Source organism: Kitasatospora sp. NPDC002965, from assembly GCF_040611255.1.
Classification (GTDB): Bacteria; Actinomycetota; Actinomycetes; order Streptomycetales; family Streptomycetaceae; genus Kitasatospora.
In genome coordinates, this window is the sequence record NZ_JBEXNT010000088.1 from 24,509 (window position 1) to 40,544 (window position 16,036).

At 74.8% G+C, this 16,036-nt stretch carries 15 protein-coding genes and 1 pseudogene; 12 read left to right on the top strand and 4 right to left on the bottom strand.

What is annotated here, in order from left to right; all coding sequences use genetic code 11:
- Nucleotides 1-223: 223 nt before the first annotated feature.
- Together ABZY91_RS28305 and ABZY91_RS28310 are read left to right on the top strand one after the other, a co-directional pair.
- On the top strand, nucleotides 224-766 hold the full coding sequence (locus tag ABZY91_RS28305; RefSeq protein WP_355405781.1) for a putative immunity protein: 543 nt from the start codon (nucleotides 224-226) through the stop codon (nucleotides 764-766).
- A gap of 138 nt (nucleotides 767-904) precedes the next feature.
- On the top strand, nucleotides 905-1,402 hold the full coding sequence (locus ABZY91_RS28310; protein ID WP_355405782.1) for a tetratricopeptide repeat protein: 498 nt from the start codon (nucleotides 905-907) through the stop codon (nucleotides 1,400-1,402).
- 316 nt (nucleotides 1,403-1,718) lie between these two features.
- Here the strand turns inward: ABZY91_RS28310 and ABZY91_RS28315 are convergent, their stop codons facing one another.
- Nucleotides 1,719-2,873, bottom strand: coding sequence for a serine hydrolase domain-containing protein (locus ABZY91_RS28315; RefSeq protein ID WP_355405783.1), 1,155 nt, complete (start codon nucleotides 2,871-2,873; stop codon nucleotides 1,719-1,721).
- 173 nt (nucleotides 2,874-3,046) lie between these two features.
- On the opposite strand from ABZY91_RS28315, the gene ABZY91_RS28320 reads away from it, so the two are divergent.
- Nucleotides 3,047-4,774, top strand: coding sequence for a serine/threonine-protein kinase (locus tag ABZY91_RS28320; RefSeq protein WP_355405784.1), 1,728 nt, complete (start codon nucleotides 3,047-3,049; stop codon nucleotides 4,772-4,774).
- Between the two features lie 83 nt (nucleotides 4,775-4,857).
- Here ABZY91_RS28320 and ABZY91_RS28325 read toward each other — a convergent pair whose 3' ends face one another.
- Nucleotides 4,858-5,646 carry a TetR/AcrR family transcriptional regulator C-terminal domain-containing protein gene (locus ABZY91_RS28325; protein WP_329877410.1) on the bottom strand — a complete coding sequence of 263 codons (789 nt, stop codon included), beginning with the start codon at nucleotides 5,644-5,646 and terminating at the stop codon, nucleotides 4,858-4,860.
- A 104-nt stretch (nucleotides 5,647-5,750) separates the two neighbouring features.
- On the opposite strand from ABZY91_RS28325, the gene ABZY91_RS28330 reads away from it, so the two are divergent.
- The 3 genes from ABZY91_RS28330 to ABZY91_RS28340 all read left to right on the top strand — a co-directional run bounded on the left by ABZY91_RS28330 (nucleotide 5,751) and on the right by ABZY91_RS28340 (nucleotide 8,728).
- Entirely contained in the window at nucleotides 5,751-6,773 is a 1,023-nt protein-coding gene (locus ABZY91_RS28330; protein WP_355405785.1) for an ATP-binding cassette domain-containing protein, read from the top strand.
- Nucleotides 6,773-7,651 carry an ABC transporter permease gene (locus ABZY91_RS28335; RefSeq protein WP_355405786.1) on the top strand — a complete coding sequence of 293 codons (879 nt, stop codon included), beginning with the start codon at nucleotides 6,773-6,775 and terminating at the stop codon, nucleotides 7,649-7,651. Before ABZY91_RS28330 ends, ABZY91_RS28335 begins: the two co-directional genes overlap by 1 nt.
- Nucleotides 7,652-7,741: 90 nt before the next feature.
- Nucleotides 7,742-8,728, top strand: coding sequence for an aldo/keto reductase (locus ABZY91_RS28340; protein ID WP_329947989.1), 987 nt, complete (start codon nucleotides 7,742-7,744; stop codon nucleotides 8,726-8,728).
- Nucleotides 8,729-8,930: 202 nt separating this feature from the next.
- On the opposite strand, the gene ABZY91_RS28345 is transcribed toward ABZY91_RS28340, so the two are convergent.
- Nucleotides 8,931-9,566: a DJ-1/PfpI family protein gene (locus ABZY91_RS28345; RefSeq protein WP_355405787.1), complete on the bottom strand. Its 636-nt coding sequence runs from the start codon at nucleotides 9,564-9,566 to the stop codon at nucleotides 8,931-8,933.
- Nucleotides 9,567-9,637: 71 nt separating this feature from the next.
- Here ABZY91_RS28345 and ABZY91_RS28350 point away from each other — a divergent pair, with 71 nt between their 5' ends.
- The 3 genes and pseudogenes from ABZY91_RS28350 to ABZY91_RS28360 form a co-directional block, all read left to right on the top strand.
- On the top strand, nucleotides 9,638-10,591 hold the full coding sequence (locus tag ABZY91_RS28350) for a helix-turn-helix domain-containing protein (protein WP_355405788.1): 954 nt from the start codon (nucleotides 9,638-9,640) through the stop codon (nucleotides 10,589-10,591).
- Nucleotides 10,592-10,657: 66 nt separating this feature from the next.
- Complete coding sequence (locus tag ABZY91_RS28355) at nucleotides 10,658-11,260, top strand: TetR/AcrR family transcriptional regulator (RefSeq protein WP_355405789.1); 603 nt, start codon at nucleotides 10,658-10,660, stop codon at nucleotides 11,258-11,260.
- Between the two features lie 115 nt (nucleotides 11,261-11,375).
- Nucleotides 11,376-11,867, top strand: a pseudogene (locus ABZY91_RS28360) (DUF4188 domain-containing protein); the annotation flags it as partial.
- Between the two features lie 269 nt (nucleotides 11,868-12,136).
- Here ABZY91_RS28360 and ABZY91_RS28365 read toward each other — a convergent pair.
- Complete coding sequence (locus tag ABZY91_RS28365; protein ID WP_329877424.1) at nucleotides 12,137-12,994, bottom strand: hypothetical protein; 858 nt, start codon at nucleotides 12,992-12,994, stop codon at nucleotides 12,137-12,139.
- A gap of 411 nt (nucleotides 12,995-13,405) precedes the next feature.
- On the opposite strand from ABZY91_RS28365, the gene rpe reads away from it, so the two are divergent.
- The 3 genes from rpe to ABZY91_RS28380 form a co-directional block, all read left to right on the top strand.
- Nucleotides 13,406-14,089 (top strand): ribulose-phosphate 3-epimerase, encoded by a 684-nt coding sequence (rpe, locus tag ABZY91_RS28370; RefSeq protein WP_355405790.1) that lies wholly within the window; start codon nucleotides 13,406-13,408, stop codon nucleotides 14,087-14,089.
- A 284-nt stretch (nucleotides 14,090-14,373) separates the two neighbouring features.
- Nucleotides 14,374-15,519 (top strand): alpha/beta hydrolase-fold protein, encoded by a 1,146-nt coding sequence (locus ABZY91_RS28375; protein ID WP_355405791.1) that lies wholly within the window; start codon nucleotides 14,374-14,376, stop codon nucleotides 15,517-15,519.
- A gap of 157 nt (nucleotides 15,520-15,676) precedes the next feature.
- Nucleotides 15,677-16,036: pirin family protein (locus ABZY91_RS28380; protein ID WP_355405792.1), on the top strand; the 360-nt coding region annotated here is incomplete at its 3' end.

Genomic DNA, 16,036 nt, shown 5'->3' on the forward strand with positions numbered 1-16,036 from the left:
GTCCGTCAGTTCCGCCCGTGGTCTCACGCGGACTCGTGCTGCGTTCACGCGGCCTCACGGGGCCCTGCGGGGCCGCACGGGGCCGCGCCGTGCCCCTCCCTCACCGACCCTGACACGGCACGGTCGGTGAGGGAGGGGCCCCGGAGCGGAGAGAGCCCGGCGTGGCCGGCCGCGTCCGCACAACCCGGGCGACACGGGAGGGCGGAACCGGCAGGATGAACGGATGAACGAGGTCATCATCAGCGACGAGGACCGTCGCCTTCTCGGGCTCTGGACCGCCGACTGCGCCGAACGGGCGTTGGCGCTGTTCGAGGCCAAGGCCCCGGCCGACACCCGTCCGCGCGAGGCGATCGAGGGCGCCCGCACCTTCGCCCGCGAAGGGAAGCGGACGGCGCTCCTGCGCGCCCAGGCCCACGCGGCGCTCGCTGCCGCACGCGAGGTCGACGACCCCGCCGCCGCGGCCGCCGCCCGGGCCGCGGGCTACGCGGCGGCGTCCCCCTACATCCACCCGCTGGCGACCCCGCACCAGGTGAAGCACGCCTTGGAGCCCGCCACGCACGCGGCCCTCGCGTGCGAACTCGCGGCGGCCGACGGCGGCGTCACCACGGACGCCGCCACCGACGTCGGTGACGCGGAGATCCGTTGGGCGATCGAACACGCCCCGCCGGCCGTCCGCGAGCTGGTGGGCCGGTTCCCGGAGTGCACCCCCGGCCGTACCCGCCCGGCCGTACTCCGCCGCCGCCTCGACGAGGCCCTGCGCACCTGACCGCGAGGTGCGGTGCCGCCGCCGGGCCGCCCGGACTCCCCGTCGGGAGCTTCGTCCAGGACCCCGGTCCGGCGATCGGCCGGGGGGACCGGCCGGGAGGTGTTGCGGTCCGGGTGGCGCCGTGGCAGCGTGCGGCGGATGGACGACGAACAGCACGGGACGGCCCTGGCACAGGCGGTGCGGCTGCGCGAGGAGGGGACCCGGCAGGCGTGCGAGCAACTGATCGCCCTGTCGGACCACCACCCGGAGGACGCCGCGATCGCGTACCAGGCGGCATGGGCGCACGACGCCCTCGGCCTGGAGGCGGAGGCCGTCCCCTGCTACGAACGGGCGTTGGGCGCTGCGGGTCTGTCGGAGAGCGAGCGTCACGGGGCACTGCTGGGGCTCGGCAGTACCTACCGGGTGCTGGGCCGCTACGAGTCGTCGCTTCGGACGCTCCGCCGCGGTCTGGAGGAGTTCCCCGGGGACGCCGCGCTCCGGACCTTCCTGGCGATGGCGCTGTACAACGTCGGCGAATCGCGGGAGGCGGTGCGGACCCTGCTCCAGGTGACGGGGGAGACCAGCGCGGACCCGGGCGTACGGAAGTACCGTCGGGCGGTCGGGTACTACGCCGACCACCTGGACGAGACCCAGTAGGAGCGGCGGGGCCCCGGACGGCACTGGCCGGCATCACCAGCATCGGCCTCGGCGCGATCCTCGCGGCGCGCACCGGTCGTGACACGTTCAGCGACGGCGACGGCGTCTACCGGCCGAGCACGCTGCTCAAGATCACCGAGAGCGGGGACGGCTACCTCGGCGTCATCGGCCTCGCGGTCGACCCCGACCACGACGGCACGTCGGCCCCGGCGATCGTCGGCGTTGCCGGCCCGCTGCCGCTGCCGCCGTCGCTGCCGCCGTCGCCGTGGCTCCGGCCTTCCGGCCGCAGACCGGGGGGGCCGGGTGCCGGGGGCCGTCAGGCGGTGCCGAGGGAGGTGCGGACGGCGTCGACGAGGTGGCCGGCGCGGGCGTCGCCGTAGCCGATCATGCGGTTGGAGAGGTACGCGAAGCCGATGCCGAACTCGTCGTCGCCGAAGGCGAACTGGCCGCCCGACCCCTCGTTGCCGAAGCTGCGGGCGCCGAGCATCGGGCGGGACGCGGACGAGTCGAGGACCACGCCGGAGCCCCAGCGGGAGCCCGTGTCGAAGCCCAGGAAACTCTCCCCGGAGGAGAGTTCGCGCAGGGCGTCGCTCACCGTGTCGGGGGAGAGGAGACGGCCCGCCCGGCCGTCGATCCCGGTGACGGCCCCCGCGTACAGGCCCGCCAGCCCGGTGGCAGAGGCGACGGCCCCGGCCCCGGGCAGTTCGAGCCGGTGCACGGCAGGGTCGTTCCAGCCGTGCGGCTCGTCCAGACCGGGGAAGACCAGCGCGCCGTTCATCGTCACGATGCGGGTCAGCAGGTGCTCCGGTCCGGGCATCGGCGGACGGCCCTCGGCCTCGGCCAGCCGGGCCAGGCGCGGCAGCCCGTCCTCCGGCAGACCGAGCCAGGCGTCCAGCCCGCCGAGCGGTTCGGCGACCGCCTCGCGGAAGAACCGGCTCGGGGCGAGGCCGGTGATCCGGCGGATCACCTCGCCGACCGCGAAGCCGAACACGTGGCCGTGGTACTCGTAGGTGGTGCCGGGCTCCCAGAGCGGCCGCTGGTCCTCGATCGCACGGACGACGGGCGTCCAGGCCGCGATCTCGTCGAACGAGAGCACCGCGTCCAGCACCGGGATCCCGGCCCGGTGGCTCAGCACCGCGCGGGTGGTGATCGCCTCCTTGCCGTGGCGCGCGAACTCGGGCCAGTAGCGGGCGATCGGTGCGTCGAGGTCGAGCAGTCCCCGCTGGGCGAGCAGGTGGGCACCGACCGAGACCAGGCCCTTGGCACAGGAGAAGACCGGGACGACGGTGTCCGCCTGCCAGGCCCGCCCGGTGCGTTCGTCCGCCACACCGCCCCAGAGCTCGACCACCTTCCGGCCGTCCGCGTAGACGGTGACGGCGGATCCGAGCTCGGGGAAGTCGGCGTAGTTGCGGGCGAAGGCGTCGGCGACGGCGCCGAACCGCTCGTCGGCCCAGCCGTGGTGACGCTGCACGGTGTCGGTCCTGTTCGTGAGTGGGCGCGGAGACGGGGGCGCGGAGGGCGGGGCGGAGGGTCTGCGGTGATCAGGATCCTCGACACGTCACCGTACGCGGCAGTGGTCGCGGGCGGAAACGATTTGACGACGCGGACCCGGGGAGGAGCTTCGGTGCCGCTAGGGTGACCTCCGTGACAGGGGTGAACGGGGCACTGGTCGGGGGTCGCTACCAGCTGCGGGAGTTGATCGGCCAGGGCGGCATGGGGCGGGTCTGGCGCGGCTGGGACACCACCCTGGGACGTGACGTCGCCGTGAAGGAGGTGCTGCTCCCGCAGGGCGTCACCGAGGCCGAACGCGAGCAACTGGTCCAGCGCGTGCTGCGCGAGGCGCGGGCCGCCGCGCGGCTCAACCACCCCGGGATCATCACCGTGCACGACGTCGTCGAGCACGAGGGCGCACCGGTGATCGTGATGGAGTTCGTCACCGGTGTCTCGCTGGCCGCCGCGATCTCGCGGGACGGCGCGCTGCCGTTGTCGCGGGTCGCGCTGATCGGCGTGGCGATGGTCAAGGCGCTCCAGCAGGCCCACGCGGCCGGCATCGTCCACCGAGACCTCAAGCCGGACAACGTCCTGCTGATGGGCGACCGCGTCATCCTCACCGACTTCGGCATCGCGCACATGGCGGACGCCACCACGGCGCTCACCCGTACCGGCGCGGTGATCGGCACGCCGGCCTACATGGCCCCCGAGCAGTTGGAGGGGAGGCCGCCGGCGCCCGCCAACGACCTGTGGTCGCTCGGCACGACGCTGTACGCGGCGGTCGAGGGCGAGACGCCGTTCAGCGGGGACACGTTCGGGGCGCTGTGCGTGGCCGTGGTGACCAAGGAGCCGCGCCCGCCGCTGCGGGCGGGCGGGCTGACGCCGTTGCTGGGCGCGCTGCTCGCCAAGGACCCGGCGCAGCGGCCGACGGCGGAGCAGGCGCTCGCCGCGCTGGAGTCGGTCGTACGGGCCGGTGCGGGGCTGGTGACGGGGCCGGTCCGGCCGGTGGAGCCGACGCCGACGGCCCTGGGCGGGTCGCCGTCGCCGCCGTCGTCCGGCGCGTCGTCAGGGGCGCCGGCGGGCGGGTGGCAGGCCCGGGCGGCGGGCGGGGCGTGGGTCCCGGCGCAGCCGTCCGCCGTACCGGCGGTGACGGCGGGCCCGCCGGCGCAGCCGTTCGACGGTGCCGTCGGCGCGCCGACCGGAGCGTTCGGTGGTTACGGAGGCGGCTACGGGGGTGGCTACGGGGGTGGCTACGGCGGCGGTGCGGGTGGTTCCGGCGGTGGTCACGGCGGCGGGCCGGGTGGTTACGGTGGCTACGGCGTGCCCGGTGGCTACGGCGGCCCGAACCAGGGCTACGGGACGCCCGTCCCGGGCTACGGCGCGCCCGCCGAGGGCTACTCCGCGCCGGCCCCGGGCCACGGCACACCTGTTCCCGTCACCGCCCCCACCGCGACCCCGGCGCCCGCCGCCGCCGACCGTCCGGTGCCGCATCCGGCGTCGGCGATGCTGGTGCGCTTCATCGGCTGCATGGCGCTGATCTGGATCGTCGGGTCGACCCTGCCGTGGAACTACCTGGACCTGGTGGACCGGGACTTCATGCCGGTCGCCCTCGGCGTCACGGCCGCGCTGGCCCTCGTGCACGCGGTCCCGCGTCCGCGCTGGCACCCGATGGCCGTCTGGGCGGTGGCCGTCGTCGCCGACGTGGGGCTCTGGTGGCTGACCGGGTCGCTGCTGGAGTACTGGTTCGGCTACTGGGAGACCGGTTTCGGTTCCCTCCCGTGGCAGATCGCCGTCAACATGCTGATCCTCGGCACCGGTGCCTGGCTGCTCTGGCTGGTGGTCCCGGGAAGCCGTCAGCAGGCCGCCCGCAGCCGGAGCTGACGCCCTGCCGGCCCGCACCCTGCCCGCCCGCACCCTGCCGGAGCTGACGCCCCGGCAGGGTGCGGGCGGGCCGCTGCGCGCGGCTACTCCTCCGGTGGTGCGAGGACGGCCGTGATCACCCGGTTCAGCGCCCGGTCGAAGGTTGCGTCCAGGTCGCTCGCGGGCGGCCCGGTGGTGGCGAACGCGGCGGCCAGGTGCGGGTATTCGCCGCTCCCGGCGGCGCGGGCGAGGTAGCCGACGAGGTCGGTCTGCCACTGGGCGCCGGCCGCTGCCGTCCGCTCGTACTGCGCGTACTGGCAGATGAACCCGTTGAGCAGCGCCAGGGCCTCCATGCGTGTGCCGCCGTCCAGGCCGCTGGGCTCGGTGACGGCGAGGAAGTGGTCGGTGTAGCGCAGTGCGTTCGGGCCCAGGCCCGGGCGGGCGATCACCAGGGCGGGAAGCCAGGGGTGCCGGCGCAGCGCGGCGAGCTGCTCGTGCCCGAGCCTGTGGAGGTCGGCGCGGCAGTCGCCGGTCGGGGTGAGGGTGCTGTAGTCGTACTCGCCGACGGCGGCGTCGAGCATCAGGTCCAGCAGGTGTTCCTTCTTCGGCACGTAGTTGTAGAGCGACATCGTGCCCGCTCCGAGCGCGGCGGCCACCCGGCGCATGGAGACGGCGTCCAGGCCCTCGGCGTCCGCGACGACGATCGCGGCGGCGGCGATCGACGCGCGGCTGTGGGCGGGCCGGGGGCCGCGTCCGGTGCGCTCGGGGCGCAGCCAGATCAGCTCGGGTGCCTCGGCGGGCAGGGGGGCGGGTGTTCTGCCGCCGGGGCTCTCGGGTCGGCTCGCGGGTCGTTCGCCGGTCCGGTGTCCGGACGGCGGATTGCTGGTCGGCACTGATTGATCACCTCGGTTCCCCATTCTAGATACGTACGGCGTACGTAGTACGATGCGCTCACGCTCGCTTCTGCGTACGCTGTACCTAGTGAGAGGGAAGAGCCATGTCCGACACCAGTCGGTCCACCACCGCCGTCGAGATGATCGGCGTCGAGAAACGGTTCGGCGCCACCCGCGCCCTGCGCGGCCTCGACCTGGTCGTCCCCGCGGGCACGGTCTGCGGCCTGCTCGGCCCCAACGGCGCCGGCAAGACCACCGCCGTCCGCGTCCTCGCCACCCTCGTCGCCCCGGACCGGGGCGCCGCCCTCGTCGCCGGCCACGACGTGGTCCGCGAGCCCGAGGCCGTCCGCCGCAGCATCGGCCTGGCCGGCCAGCACGCGGCCGTCGACGAGGGCATCACCGGCCGCGACAACCTGCGCCTCCTCGGCCGGCTGCACCACCTCGGTGCCCGCGCCGCCCGGGCCCGCGCCGACCGGCTGCTCGACGACTTCGGCCTCACCGGGGCCGCCGACCGGCTCGTCCGCACCTACTCCGGCGGCATGCGGCGCCGGCTCGACCTCGTCGCCAGCCTGGTCACGGCGCCGCCCCTGCTCTTCCTCGACGAACCCACCACCGGCCTCGATCCGCGCAGCCGGCAGCAGATCTGGTCCTTCGTGCGGGAGTTGGCGGACGGCGGGACCACCGTGCTGCTCACCACCCAGTACCTGGAGGAGGCCGACCGGCTCGCCGACACCGTCGTGGTCGTCGACCACGGCGCCGCCATCGCCACCGGGCCGCCCCGGCGGCTCAAGGCGGCGATCGGCAGCCGGATCTCGGTCACCCTCGCCGACCCCGACCGGCTCGGCCGGGCCGCCGTGGTCCTGGCGGCGCTCGCCGAGACGGGTGACGTGCGGGTCGACCACGTCGAACGGACGGTCGAGGCCGTCTCGCGGCCGGGTGTGGAGGTGCTGCTGCCCGGGCTCGTACGGGAGCTGGACGCGGCGGGGGTGGTGGCGCTGGACGTCGCGCTGCGCCCGCCGTCGCTCGACGACGTGTTCCTCGCGCTCACCGGGGGCTCCGGAGGCGCCGCCGGTGCCTCCGGAGCGGCGGTCGAGGGCGCCGCCGGGGCCGAGGGGAGGGCCGCCTGATGGCCGCCGCGACGACGCCCCCCGCCCGGCCCGCCGCACCCGCGCCGGTGATCCCGCCCGCCGCGGTCCGGCTGGTGTCCGACACCTGGTCGTCGATGCTCCGCGTCCTGCTCAACTACCGCCACTCGCCCGGACTGCTGGCCGTCTCGCTCGCCGTTCCGGTGGTCATGGTGGTGGTGTTCGGCTACGTGTTCGGCAGCGCCGTCCGGCTCCCGGACTCCTCGTCCGGCGGCGGCGGCAGTGGCGCCGGCGCCGGGAGCTACCGGGAGTTCCTGATACCCGGCCTGTTCGCCCTGGTGGCGGTCAACGGCATCATGCCCACCATGATCGGCGCCGCCCGTGACGTCGGCCGCGGCGTGACCGACCGGCTCCGCTCGATGCCGGTCTCGCGCACCGGCCTGCTGCTCGGCCAGGCCCTCGCCGACCTGCTGATCAGCGCGCTCGTCCTCGCGCTCCTGGCCGCCGTCGGACTCGCCGTCGGCTGGCGGATGCGCGGCGGACCGGCCGACGCCGCAACGGCGTTCGGGCTGCTGCTGCTCTTCCGCTTCACGATGACCTGGCTCGGCCAGCTGCTCGGCCTGGCCGTGGGGAAGGAGGAGGCGGCCGGACAACTCGCGGTCGCGGTCTTCCCGTTGGCGATGGTGACCAACGCCTTCGTGCCGACCGGCGGGATGCCCGGCTGGCTGCGGACCGTCGCCGACTGGAACCCGATGAGCGCGGTGGTCCAGGCCGGCCGCGAGCTCTTCGGCAACCCGTCCGCGCCGGGCTCCGCCTGGCCGATGCAGCACGCCGGTCTCGCCGCCGTGCTCTGGTGCGGTGCCCTGCTGGCGCTCTGCGGTCCGCTCGCCGTAAGGAAGTTCGCCAACCACGGCCGGTGATCGACCGGGTGTGCGAAACCTGCGGTACCCGGGTGTCACGATACGGAATGTGCTGGACACCACAGCCGGTGCGTCGGAGGGTTGGGCCCCATGGAGTACACCCACCTCGGCCGCACCGGCCTGACCGTCTCGCGACTCTGCCTGGGCACCATGAACTTCGGCCCGCACACCGAGGAGCCCGACGCCCATCTGATCATGGACAACGCCCACGAGCGGGGCATCAACTTCTTCGACACCGCCAACGGCTACGGCCGTGACGCCGAAGGCAACCACAAGGGCCGCACCGAGGAGATCATCGGTCGCTGGTTCGCCCAGGGGGGCGGGCGACGGGAACGGACCGTGCTCGCCACCAAGGCCTATGCCCCGATGGGTGACTGGCCGAACGAGGGCAGACTCTCCGCCCTGGCGATCCGCCGCGCCGTCGAGGCCAGCCTGCGCCGGCTCAACACGGACCACATCGACCTCTTCCAGATGCACCACATCGACCGGGACACCCCGTGGGAGGAGATCTGGCAGGCGATGGAGGTCCTGGTCGCCCAGGGCAAGATCATCTACGTCGGTTCCAGCAACTTCGGCGGCTGGCACATCGCCCAGGCCCAGGAGGCCGCCCGCGCCCGGCACTTCCTCGGCCTGGTCAGCGAGCAGTCCCTCTACAACCTGCTCGACCGCACCATCGAGCTGGAGGTCGTCCCCGCCCTCCAGCACTACGGCCTCGGGCTCCTCCCCTGGTCCCCGCTCCGCAGCGGCGTCCTCAGCGGCGCCCTGCGCAAGGAGCGCGAGGGCGGCCTGGTCCGCGGTGCCCTCCAGCACGCCGGCGAGATCCTCGACGCCAACCGCGACCGCATCCAGGCCTACGAGGACCTCGCGGACGAGATCGGGGAGCACCCCGCCGACCTCGCCCTCGCCTGGCTCCTCAGCCGCCCCGCCGTCACCGCCCCCATCGTCGGCCCCCGCACCCTGACCCACCTCGACGCCGCCGTCCACGCCCTCGACGTCAAGCTCGACGACGACCTCCTCGCCCGGCTCGACGACCTCTTCCCCGGCCACAAGCCGGCCCCGGAGGACTACGCCTGGTAGGCCCGTCGGCTGCGTCCGGCTGCCGCGTCCGTCGGCTGCGTCCGTCGGTCGTCGGTCGTCGGTCGTGAGTCGTCGGCCGTTCGGGCGCGCGCAGCGGACCGCACGGTGCCACCCCGCAGGCCGCAGGTGCCCGCGGGGTGGCCCGGTCGCGCCCAGGAGGGCCGGCGGCACGGCCGGTGCGCCGTGGCGCGGCGCGGGTGCCTCAGGTGCGGACCTCGGGCGCGTGGCCGGTCCGCCAGGTGTATTCCATCTGGCGGGCGGTCCGAAGGGCGAGCTGCCGGCCGAAGAGCCGGCCCACGATGTGCAGGGCGGCGTCGATGCCCGCGCTGATCCCCGCGGAGGTGACGATGTCGCCGTCGTCGACCCACCGGACGTCGGTGCGCACGTCGATGCGCGGCCGGCGCCGGGCCAGCTCCTCCTGGTCCTCCCAGTGGGTCGCGGCCGGTCGGCCGTCCAGTGCCCCGGTGGCGGCCAGCAGGAAGGCCCCGGTGCAGATGCTGAACGTCAGCGCGGACGTCCGCCGGCGCCGGTCCAGCCAGTCGACGACGTCCGGGTCCGCCTCGACGGCCGTGGTGACGCCGCCGGGGATCACCAGGACGTCGAAGGGCGGATCGTCCCGGAGAGTGTGGTCCGCCACGATCGTCAGCCCGCCGCGGGCGCGGACCCGGCGGTCGGCCGCCGCGACCGTCACCACGCGCAGCAGCGGTTCGTCGTCGGCCGTCCGGGCCAGCCGGCCGGCGGTGCTGAAGACCTCGAAGGGGCCTCCCGCGTCGAGGACCTCGACCTCGTCGAACACGAGCATGCCGAAGGTGAGCGGAGCAGGGGCGTCAGGTTGCATGCCCCAAGGCTCGGGCCCCGTGGAGGCGCCCGACGAGTGCCGGAAACGGCACGCACCGCTAGGATCCCGTCGTGCGCCACCACCGGATCGCCTGCCTCGCCTTCGACGGGATGGCACCGTTCGAGCTCGCCACGGTCGCCGAGGTGTTCGCGGTCTCCAGGCCGGAGCTGGACGTGGACCGGTGGTACCGGTTCGAGGTCTGCGCCGAGGTGCCCGGGCCGCACCGCGTCGTGGGCGGCTTCGACATCGTGGTGCACCACGGCCTGGACCGCCTCCGCCACGCCGACACCGTCATCGTCCCCGGGGTCCCGGACGTGCGGCGCGACGTCTCCCCGGTGGTCCTGGAGGCGCTGCGGGGCGCGCACGCGCGCGGCGCGCGCATGGTCTCCATCTGCGGCGGCGCGTTCGCCCTGGCCGCCGCGGGCCTGCTGGACGGCGGTAAGGCGACCACGCACTGGCGGCACGCCGCCCTGCTCCAGGAACGCCATCCGGAGGTGACGGTCGACGCGTCGGTGCTCTACATCGACAACGGATCGGTGGTCACCGCCGCCGGCACCGCCGCGGGCATCGACGCCTGTCTTCACCTCGTCCGCAGGGACCACGGCCCCGACATCGCCGCACGCGTTGCCCGCCGCATGGTCGTGGCCTCGCACCGCGAGGGCGGGCAGGCGCAGTTCGCGGAGCGTCCGGTGAGCCCGGCGCCGTCCGACGACCCGATCGGCAGCGCCATGCGGTACGTGCTGGACAACCTCCACCGGCGTCTCACCGCCGGTGAACTGGCCGGTGTCGCGCACCTGTCGGTACGGCAGTTCGAACGGCGCTTCGCCGCCGTGGCCGGCCTGCCCCCGGGGCGCTGGATCACCCAGCAGCGGGTCCGGGCCGGTGCGGAGCTGCTGGAGTCCACGGACCGCCCGATCGACGCGGTGGCCGGCCGCGTGGGCCTGACCGTCGCGGGCTTCCGCCACCACTTCCGGGAGACGATGAGCGTCAGCCCCTCGACCTACCGGCGCCAGTTCCGGCGCTGAGCGGTGTCCGCTCCGTCTCCGGTGGCCGGTTGGACCTCCTGGTGGGTAGCTGGTAGCACTGCGGACATGACGGAGAGGCCCGCGGGGCGGGGGACTTACCACCACGGGGCGCTGCCCGAGACGCTGGTCGGGGTGGCGTTCGACCTGCTGGACGAGCAGGGGCAGGACAAGATCAGCATGCGGGAGGTGGCGCGCCGGGCCGGGGTGTCGGCGGGGGCGCCGTTCCGTCACTTCGCCGACCGGCAGGCGCTGTTGACGGCGGTCGCGGACCGGGTGCTGGCGGACTTCGAACGGTGGCAGTGGGCGGAGGTGGAGGGCAGCGAGGGGGCGGCGCTGCGGGCGGTCGGGCTGGGCTTCGTCCGGTACGCGATCCGGTACCCGCACCGGTTCGAGCTGGTGCGGTCGCGGGTGTTCGCGGCGTCCAGGCACCCGGAGCTGCGGGAGCGGCTGTCCGGGATCGACCAGGCGTACACCGAGGTCATCGTCGCGGACCAGGAGGCCGGGCGGCTGCGGCCGGGTGATCCGGCCCTGGTGGGGCTGGCGGGGCAGGCGCTCGTCTACGGGCTGGCGCAGATGATCGCGGACGGGTACCTGCCGGCGGAGAAGGCCGAGGAGCTGGCCGCGCAGGTGCTGGACACCTTCGGCCAGGGAGTCGCCAACCTGCCCTGAACGCAGGGTTGTTGTGCTTGCGCGGAGGGTTGACCGGGTTGGTGCGCGCTGATGTAATCACTGCTCACATGAGGGCCGACGACTGCGCCGACGGCGCGGGGAACCGGGGGCAGACGTGTTCGCGAAGCCGACGCCGGGCTACACCACCTCCGCTGCGACCGGGGACACCGTGGTCCTCCTCATCGGCATGCGGATCAACCGGTTCTGGGCCGTCCACCACTGGGGCCCCGTGATGCTGGCGATGTTCCGGATGCTCTACGAACTCGCCGGGGACCCGGGCCGCGGGCTGCGCGGCCGCATCCTGCTGACCGCCTCGCCGCGCACGTACTACGTCGTCCAGTACTGGGAGTCGAAGGAGAGCCTGTACCGGTACGCGGCCGCGCCGGACGCCTTCCACCACCGGGCCTGGGGGATCGTCAACCGCAAGCTGAAGGCGGGCCGGGTGCGGGGGCACGTCGGGCTCTGGCACGAGACGTACGTCGTGCCGGAGGGGTCGTACGAGTCGATCTACTTCGACATGCCGCCCTTCGGGCTGGCGGGTGCCACCGGGGTGCTGCCGCTGGAGAACCGGGGTCGGCGGGCCAAGGACAGGTTCGCCTTCCGCTCGGCGCCCGAGGGGGCGCGGACGGCGCCCGGGGGCGCGGCGGGGGCGGAACCGGCGGCGGGCTGCCCGGTGGCGGAGACGCCTGTGGGGGCGTCGGTCCCGGCGGTGGCGTCGGCCCCGGCGGGTTCGGAGGCGTCGATGGTGGCGAGCCCGGTGGCGGAGGCGCCTGTGGGGGCCGGTGCGGCGGAGAAGGCGGCTCCGGGCGACGGAACCCCGCGGTAGCGGCAGTCCGTCCGGTGGCCGCCGCGGCGCCCACCGGACGGACCCGGGGGTCAGGCGGTGGCGGCCGGGAGCCCGATCGGGTTGATCGGGGGCAGTGCGGTGCGACAGAGCGTCGAGATCGGCTTGAGCGCCGCGACGAGCCGGTCGAGTTCGGCGCGCGGGTTGTTCTCCCACACCCGGGCGGCGGCCAGGTCGGTGGCCGCCTCCAGCGCCTGGTGCCGGATCCGGCCGCACTCGGTGATGGTGCCGCGTTCGGTGATCCAGCCCCGTTCGATCAGCCGGGCGGAGGCCGCGTCCCACTCCTCGTCCGTCCAGCCGCGCAGTGGCTGGAGCACCTCGCGCCGCACGTCCAGGGCGCAGCGCACCACCAGGGCCTCGCAGCCGTCCAGTCCGGCGGAGACCAGCGCGGCGACGTGCCCGTCGCCCCGGTGCTCGCGCATCACCGTGGCCGCCTGCCAGAGCCGCCCGTACAGACCGGCCGGGCGGGGGAGGGCGGCGTTGGCGGCGGCCAGGACGCGCCCGGCGCAGTCGAGCCGGGAGACGGCGGTCTCCAGCAGGTCGGCCACCAGCTCCACCTGGGCCGGCTTCACGTGCTCCAGCAGCCGGGCCAGGGCCGCCGAGGCGCCCTCGGCGCGGGCGGCGAGGGCGGTGTCCGGATCGGCCAGCTTCCAGATCGCGGGGAGGGCGCGCTCGATCGGCGCGGGCGCGAAGTTGAAGAACGCGGCGATCACCGGCGGCGCGTCGACCTCGCCCAGCGGGGCGGCACGGCCGCCGAAGTAGCCGCGCGCGACGCCGTGGAGCCCGGCCGCCTCGAACGCGGCGCGGCCCTCCGGCGTGAAGTAGGTGACGGCGTGTACGGGCTCGAAGAGCCACCACAGGGCACGGGCGGGGTGGACCAGATCGGCCAACGGAAGACCTTCCTCGGAGGGCGCGCAGGGAGCGCGGGGGAAACGGGGAGGTACAGGGAGGTGCGGGCGGTACTGGTGGTGCCGGCGTGACCGGTGGTTCTGGCGCTACCGGGCGGTGCGGGGTGGAGCAGGTGGTACACGGAGGGGTCGGCGGGGACGCGGCGGGGTGGTACCGGTGCAGGTGTCGCACCGTACGGGGGTTGTCGTACAAGGCTGATGACCACGGCGGCGGTCACGATAACCCCCTCGGGGGTGTGATGAGGGTCACGGGGAGGTCTCGTTGGTGACGCCCCTGCGACGGAGCGCGAGATGATGGGGCGAGGCACCCGGTCCGGGTGCCCGAACCCTCGCAGGACGACCCTCGCACGACGGCCCTCGCACGAAGGCAAGAAGAGGTAGGTACCAGCCCCCATGGCGCAGATCAACCCCAGCATCCTGTCAGCGGACTTCGCCCGGCTCGCCGAGGAGGCCGAGGCCGTCAGGGGCTCGGACTGGCTGCACGTCGACGTGATGGACAACCACTTCGTGCCCAACCTGACGCTGGGCGTGCCGATCGTCGAGTCGCTCGCCCGGGCCACCGACATCTCGCTCGACTGCCACCTGATGATCGAGGACCCGGACCGCTGGGCCCCGCAGTACGTCGAGGCCGGCGCCGGTTCGGTCACCTTCCACGTCGAGGCCGCCGCCGCGCCGATCCGGCTCGCCCGCGAGATCCGGGCCAAGGGTGCCCGCGCCTCGATGGCGCTCAAGCCGGGCACGCCGATCGAGCCGTACGAGGATCTGCTGCCCGAGCTGGACATGCTGCTGATCATGACCGTCGAGCCGGGCTTCGGCGGCCAGGCGTTCCTGGACATCATGCTGCCCAAGATCCGCCGCACCCGGGAGCTGATCGCCAAGCACGGACTGGAGCTGTGGCTCCAGGTGGACGGCGGCGTGGCCGCGAGCACCATCGAGCGCTGCGCCGAGGCCGGCGCGGACGTCTTCGTGGCCGGCTCGGCGGTGTACGGCGCGGAGGACCCGGCGGGGGCGGTCGCCAAGCTGCGGGCGCTGGCGGACGGGGCGACGGCGGACGCCTGGTGGGCCTGCGGGCACTGAGCGGGTGCTGCGCGGTCGCTGACCTGTCGTTGCGCGGTCGCTGAGCGGGGCGCCCGACGGTGCCCGGGCGCCGGGTGCCGGGCCGTCCGGTGCCCGGCGGTCCGGCGCTCTGCCTCCGGTGCTCTGCCCTCCGGTGCTCTGCCGTCCGGCCGGGGCCCGACCTGCCGGGTTCCGACCGTTCTCCACCACTTCTCCTTCGCCTCTCGACGGCTTGCGACCGGTTCGGTGCGAATGGGCGCGGCCGCTCGACGTACAGTGCTGGCTGACTGTCGGAGGGGAGAATCGTGGACCTGGACCACCAGGGGAGTGGACGAACCGGAACGAGCGCCATGGCCGCCGTGCCGCCGCCGCCGTCCTCGCCGCCCACCGTCGGCGCCGACGCACCGCCCCCGGGAGCCGGAGACCCGCCGGCGGGTGCGCCGGGGTCGGCGACCGGGTTCGAGGCGTCGGGCGGCCCGGGGCTGCCGGGCAGCACCCGGACGCTCGGGAGGCGCGGGTTGCTGAGGGCGGGACTGGGGCTCGGCGGCCTCGCCGTCGTCGGCACCGGCGCGACCCTGGTGTTCTCCGGCGGCGAGGCCGACCCGGTACCCGGAGCGGGCCCGACCGGCGCCCCAGGAGCCTCGGACTCGCCCGGCGCCGGAGCCGCACCGACCTCCGCAACCACCTCCGGCAGGCCCGGCACGCCCTCGGCGCCGGCGGTCGTCCCCTCGCTCCGCAACGAGGAGCAGCGCTCGGCGGCCCGGAACGGCGCCACCGTGAAGATGATCACGATCGTGCCGCAGGGCCCCACCGTCCCGCCCGCCGCCGAGCTGCCGGTCTGCATCGCCCTGCACGGGCGCGGCGCCACCGCCCAGGCGTGGACCGAGCTCGGCCTGCCACAGATACTGGTCGCCGCCATCGCGGCCGGCGTCCCCCCGTTCGCCGTGGTCGCCCTCGACGGCGGCGACGCGACGTACTGGCGGCGCACGCCGTCCGGCGACGACCCGCAGCGGATGCTCCTCGACGAGCTCCCCGGGTGGCTCGCCGCCCGCGGGCTGCGCGTACCCGGCGCCGCGATGGGCATCTCGATGGGCGGCTTCGGCTCGCTGCGCTACGCCCGCAACCGGGGCGCGGGCTTCGGCCCGGTGGCCGCGCTCAGCCCCGCGCTGTTCCGCACCTGGAGCGACGCCCGGGCCGTCGGGGTCTTCAGGGACGAGGCCGACTGGCGCGAGCACGAGCCGCTGCTCCACCAGGACCAGCCGCACGGCCGTCCGATCGGCGTCTGGTGCGGCACCGAGGACCCGTTCTGCGACGCCGCCCGCAAGCTGGTCGGCGACACCGTCCAGGCGCGCTTCACCACGGGGGCGCACGACGCCGCGTACTGGCGCCGGATACTCCCCGACGTGGTCTCCTTCGTCGGCCACGCCCTGACGAACCGCCCCGCCGGCTGACGGGCCGCGCACGCCGCCCGGACCGCCCGGGTGGAGGATCACCCGGCCCTGGTGGAGGATCGTTCCCGACGACCCCGAGACCGGGCCGGACGGCCGACCGGACGACCCCTCGTCCGGCCTCCCCGGCCCGCCCTTCCCCGACGGTGGTGGATCCGACGTGAGCAACCTCGACCTCAGGCCCGCCCCGACCAGCTGCGGCGGTGAGGCCGGCACCGGCCCGGTGAAGGAACTCCTGCCCGCCCGTAGCGTCCAGCTGGGCGAGAGCACCGTGGTGCGCCGGCTGCTGCCCAGCCTCGGGCGACGGATGGTCGGTGCGTGGTGCTTCGTCGACCACTACGGGCCGGACGACATCGCCGACGAGCCCGGCATGCAGGTGCCGCCGCACCCGCACATGGGCCTGCAGACCGTCAGCTGGCTCCACCAGGGCGAGGTCCTGCACCGCGACAGCCTCGGCAGCCTGGCCACCGTCCGCCCCCGCGAACTCGGCCTGATGACCTCCGGCCGCGCCATCTCCCAC